The organism is Symbiopectobacterium sp. (genome assembly GCF_051710365.1).
Taxonomy (GTDB): Bacteria; Pseudomonadota; Gammaproteobacteria; order Enterobacterales; family Enterobacteriaceae; genus Symbiopectobacterium.
This window is the reverse complement of the sequence record NZ_JBPETA010000240.1, coordinates 1-3,965: the sequence shown is the minus strand read 5'-3', so window position 1 is coordinate 3,965 and position 3,965 is coordinate 1. Positions and strand designations below refer to the sequence as shown.

Below are 3,965 nucleotides of genomic sequence, written 5' to 3'. Positions count from 1 at the left end.
TTCTGCCTGTACAAATTGCACAGCAATAAATTCCAAAAATAACCGACTAAAAACTAACGCTATTGCTGAGAATATAACTGTTGTTGGCTCTGCATTCATGATGCCAATGACAGTGGTTATCCCTGCCGCTATCCATGCCATAATTGAAATGGCGTTAATGATTTTCAGTGTCCAGAAGGTGTTAAACATGGTCGGCTTCCTTCTCCATTTGATATTTGATTAATGCCTGAGTGGCGCGACTGTGGCGACGACGGGCATTATGCAGCTCACGTTTTTTCTTGAGGAGGGCGATAAAATAAGGGTCAGTATGTTTGATGACGCCCGCATATTCCGGTTTATCCGGGTTGAGTCGACCGCCATCAATACCGGGGTCACCATGCTCACGGAAATATTGGCGCAGGGCGGTACGATAAATATCTTTCAGTGTTACCATCACCTTTTCGCAAGCGACAATATCTTTAGATGCTGCAATAATGCGAGCAACGATAACTTCCTGTGATTGCTTCATCATTTTTCCTTATGCGAACTGAAGATATTTATCGTGAGTAAATTCACCGTTCCAATCTTTCTTCATCGGAAGCTCGCTTTTCAGATAGTGGCGATAGAGCCATTTAGCGCCTTCTTTTAAAAGAATGACTTCATAAAATTGCTTCTTGCCTTTTTCGGTGTTAACGGTGACGGTTTTTTCGGTGAAATATTTATCGCGTGCATAAGCCTTTACACGCCATTCATAGGGCTTGTTTTCTTCTTTCTGCGCGTCGTAGAGAAAATTACGCTCTGCTAAGAACAGATTTACTCCCATAATATTCACCCCGTTCAATTGCTTGCAGAACTGGACGGGCGTCATTCCTACTTGGAAGAGGTTTTCTAGGCTGTCCACGGTTTGCTTAAGTTCTTCCACCTGTTCGGTATAGTTCAGCAGCATTCCGCGCAGCCATGTCGGGTCATTGAGTTGCGGTAGGGCAACAGCAGTCTTGGCTTTTTTCTCGCACTGGATGAAGTACTGGCGCGGCTTTGTTGAATAAATAGATTTTATGCTGGCAGCCCAGTGAAACGACGGATCCTAGCAACGCAAAATCATGCAGTTAGGCCTCATGAGAAAACTGTACACCTGAGATGACAAGCATTTTCAACCAAAACTGGCATGGAAAAACAGCATGATTACCTATTATTCAACAAAGCCTACTGGCGCGCCTCTTTACCTTTCTCGTTGCGCTCTACCATCGAAAGCTCTTTCGCCATGTCGATGCTGATGTAGTAATCTTTCATTGGGCGTTGGCGAGATTTTGCACTCCCCGATTTTGGGGAGCTCAAATTATCAACAATCACGTAGTCCTGATTTTCAACAAATTCGTATTGGCTAATACGGTCTTTAATCCATGTGGTGAAGTCCTTGCCGACTTTCAGGAATTCGTGAAGGGCACGGGCGTTGATCGTCTGGACGGTTTCGCCATTGATGCTATTGGTTTCGATGGCAATCAGTTTATTTTCTTTAGACATAGTAAGGTCCTCACAAGTTAATGTGATTAATGGAACCCCGGCGCGATCCCGGGGCGGAATTACTGGATTAGTGGCGCTGAAGGAACTGGCTAACGTCGTTTTCGTACCAGTGGTCAAGGCGATCGGCAATGCCCCGTTGCTGCTGGCGGTGGCAGCGCTCGAAAAGCTGCTTCATTTCAGCAAGTACGGTGTTCGCATCTTCACGTTTGCGCAGAATGCGTTTGAGGGTTTGCTTTTCCGCTTCGTGGATGGTTTCACGCAGGGTTTCGGTGACGTAGTAAATGCGGCGGCACTCTTCGGCCAGCAGAGGAATATGCTGCGCTTCAAAAGGCATCGGCGACGGGGTGCCGGTCACATCGCGCAGGGAATAGTAAACGGCGTTGGTCCATGCCTGTTCAAAACGGAAGCCGCGGGTCATGCACCAGACTAAACGCGCAAGGTTACGGGTATCGGTGTTCGTAAAACGCTCAGGGGCTTCGTGCTGATAAACGGGGTGAGGTTGGCCGACTTCGCGGTCGAGAATATCCAACACCCATTTGCGAAACTCTTTGGCGATCGGCGTGTTGGCAAACATCGCTATCAGATGTGCGCCACGCAGGGAGAAAATGCGGACTGCTTTTTCACGTAAACTATTGTTTATTCCATTGACCCTCAAATTGAGGGTCAATGACATCTGGGGCGTGAATTCATCCTGATTGCGAGTATAAATTTGGGTTATGGCGTCAGTTTTTTTGTAGTGTAACGCTTTGGCTAGTTCAGTGGATGTAAACCATAGTCCACCGTTATGTTCGATAAGATCGAGAACATGGGCTTTGAAGATTAGTTGAGTAGTCATTTTTACTGTCCTATGTCAATTATTAACCCTAGGTTCAGTAGGGCGGTCGGGCACTTGAAACCCGGACATAGACGGCCAGCAGTTTTTCCCTTACGGGTATTGTATGTACTGCTCGCTGCCCGACCATAATCTATGGACGTAAAAAAACCGCAAGACTGTCGGGTGCGGATATCCGCTATGTCAAGGTGGTTTCAAGCACCTAAGAGCGAATATAACGACCAGCGACAGCAGATGTCAAACCGAACTTGCAAAATTTTGCAGATTGGCGGTCAGATCGCTTACACTTACCTCAACACAGGAGGATCCGCTATGGGCCAGGTTGCATTTGATACTCAAGAGTTCGTCGAAACGCTGGAAAACGCCGGGTTGCCAAAAGACCAGGCTAAGGCGATATCTCTTGTTGTGCGAAAATCACACGAAGTAGCAGATCTTGCCACAAAGCGCGATCTCGAAGACGTGCGCAAAGACCTGTCTGCTGATATTGCCGAGGTGAAGCGCGATATAGCTGATGTCCGTAAGGATCTGTCCGCAGAGATAGCCGATGTCCGTAAGGACATGGAAGCTCGCTTCGAGAAGAATGAAGCTCAGATGCAGGCTCGCTTCGAGAAAACTGAAGCTCAGATATCTTTAGTCCGCAAGGATTTACAGCTTGAAATGGCGGGTATTCGCGCTGAGCAAAAGTTAATGCGCTGGATGCTGAGCGCTGGAATTTTGGGTATTCTCTCTCTGGTTGTGAAAGCTTTTCTCGTTACGGCCCTTTAATCAATTCTGCCACCCTGGGTCGGTAGCTTAGTGTGGAAAAAGCGTACGTGTTCCCCAACCGTAAGATGCGGGTTCGATTCCTGCTCGACCCTCCAGCTTTCAGCAACTCCGCTCCCGCGTCATACGGAACCTGTTTGCGCAGCCGCACGACGACGTGCAGGTACTCATGCGGCTACCCTGGATAATTTCCTGATAGCCTCAAGTTCGTTTTCAAGTTCAACCAGGAACTGCGTTAACGCCTCCTCTATTTCAGCAACCAGTTTATCGTCCTGATGAATTCTCAACTGGTAATAGGCAAGGTCTGGCGGTAGCCTGTCGTCATAGCTGACAAAATCACACCATTTCCTGCCCGTACACATCATTTGGGCGTGCATCTGTAGGAGGTATTGGTTTTTCGGCTTACCGGTCTTGATGGTCTCTAAATGCGTCCATGTGTTGGGGCATTTTATTTCTATCAGGCCATCATTTCCGACCAAGCCATCAGGCGACGCACCAAATCCTACGATCTCTGGATGGGGAATAAATCCCACTTCTGTAACTTCTGCGTCAAACTGGTTAAGCAGGTACATCTCCCGCGCCACCGGTTCAAGTTCAGTGCCGCGCTGCATGGCCGAGTTTGAGTAACTTTCTTCCACCTTTCCAGTTAGGCGCTGGCATATAAGCTCTGCCATGTAGTTCTGACGGCTTGCGGAATAGCCCGATTTGGTTTTTGCCATTACGTCAGATAGGCGACTGGCGGTCACGGGCTTTGTTGAATAAATAGATTTTATGCTGGCAGCCAAGTGAAACGACGGATCCTCGCAACGCAAAATCATGCAGTTAGGCCTCATGAGAAAACTGTACACCTAAGATGACAAGCATTTTCTAC

At 47.8% G+C, this 3,965-nt stretch carries 7 protein-coding genes and 1 tRNA gene; 2 read left to right on the top strand and 6 right to left on the bottom strand.

Features of this window, described 5'->3' with window-relative positions; translation table 11 throughout:
- The 5 genes from ACTBDZ_RS15750 to ACTBDZ_RS15730 form a co-directional block, all read right to left on the bottom strand.
- On the bottom strand, nucleotides 1–189 hold a 189-nt coding region (locus tag ACTBDZ_RS15750; RefSeq protein WP_438816012.1), incomplete at its 3' end, for a hypothetical protein.
- Nucleotides 182–508 carry a hypothetical protein gene (locus ACTBDZ_RS15745; RefSeq protein ID WP_438816011.1) on the bottom strand — a complete coding sequence of 109 codons (327 nt, stop codon included), beginning with the start codon at nucleotides 506–508 and terminating at the stop codon, nucleotides 182–184. The genes ACTBDZ_RS15750 and ACTBDZ_RS15745, both read right to left, overlap by 8 nt.
- Before the next feature lie 9 nt (nucleotides 509–517).
- Nucleotides 518–925: a hypothetical protein gene (locus ACTBDZ_RS15740; protein WP_438816010.1), complete on the bottom strand. Its 408-nt coding sequence runs from the start codon at nucleotides 923–925 to the stop codon at nucleotides 518–520.
- Nucleotides 926–1,182: 257 nt separating this feature from the next.
- Nucleotides 1,183–1,500: an antA/AntB antirepressor family protein gene (locus ACTBDZ_RS15735; RefSeq protein WP_438816009.1), complete on the bottom strand. Its 318-nt coding sequence runs from the start codon at nucleotides 1,498–1,500 to the stop codon at nucleotides 1,183–1,185.
- Nucleotides 1,501–1,567: 67 nt separating this feature from the next.
- Nucleotides 1,568–2,335: a BRO-N domain-containing protein gene (locus ACTBDZ_RS15730; RefSeq protein ID WP_438816008.1), complete on the bottom strand. Its 768-nt coding sequence runs from the start codon at nucleotides 2,333–2,335 to the stop codon at nucleotides 1,568–1,570.
- A 309-nt stretch (nucleotides 2,336–2,644) separates the two neighbouring features.
- Here ACTBDZ_RS15730 and ACTBDZ_RS15725 point away from each other — a divergent pair, with 309 nt between their 5' ends.
- Both ACTBDZ_RS15725 and ACTBDZ_RS15720 read left to right on the top strand, forming a co-directional pair.
- On the top strand, nucleotides 2,645–3,097 hold the full coding sequence (locus ACTBDZ_RS15725; protein ID WP_438816007.1) for a coiled-coil domain-containing protein: 453 nt from the start codon (nucleotides 2,645–2,647) through the stop codon (nucleotides 3,095–3,097).
- 16 nt (nucleotides 3,098–3,113) lie between these two features.
- Nucleotides 3,114–3,192 (top strand) — tRNA-Gly (locus ACTBDZ_RS15720).
- Between the two features lie 69 nt (nucleotides 3,193–3,261).
- Here the strand turns inward: ACTBDZ_RS15720 and ACTBDZ_RS15715 are convergent.
- On the bottom strand, nucleotides 3,262–3,912 hold the full coding sequence (locus ACTBDZ_RS15715; RefSeq protein ID WP_438816006.1) for a lambda exonuclease family protein: 651 nt from the start codon (nucleotides 3,910–3,912) through the stop codon (nucleotides 3,262–3,264).
- Nucleotides 3,913–3,965: the final 53 nt, after the last annotated feature.

Excerpts from the sequence above, each read along its gene's own strand:
- ACTBDZ_RS15745 (WP_438816011.1), bottom strand. The coding sequence starts at position 508 with ATGAAGCAATCACAGGAAGTTATCGTTGCTCGCATTATTGCAGCATCT.
- ACTBDZ_RS15740 (WP_438816010.1), bottom strand. The coding sequence starts at position 925 with ATGCTGCTGAACTATACCGAACAGGTGGAAGAACTTAAGCAAACCGTG.
- ACTBDZ_RS15735 (WP_438816009.1), bottom strand. The coding sequence starts at position 1,500 with ATGTCTAAAGAAAATAAACTGATTGCCATCGAAACCAATAGCATCAAT.
- ACTBDZ_RS15730 (WP_438816008.1), bottom strand. The coding sequence starts at position 2,335 with ATGACTACTCAACTAATCTTCAAAGCCCATGTTCTCGATCTTATCGAA.
- ACTBDZ_RS15725 (WP_438816007.1), top strand. The coding sequence starts at position 2,645 with ATGGGCCAGGTTGCATTTGATACTCAAGAGTTCGTCGAAACGCTGGAA.
- ACTBDZ_RS15715 (WP_438816006.1), bottom strand. The coding sequence starts at position 3,912 with ATGATTTTGCGTTGCGAGGATCCGTCGTTTCACTTGGCTGCCAGCATA.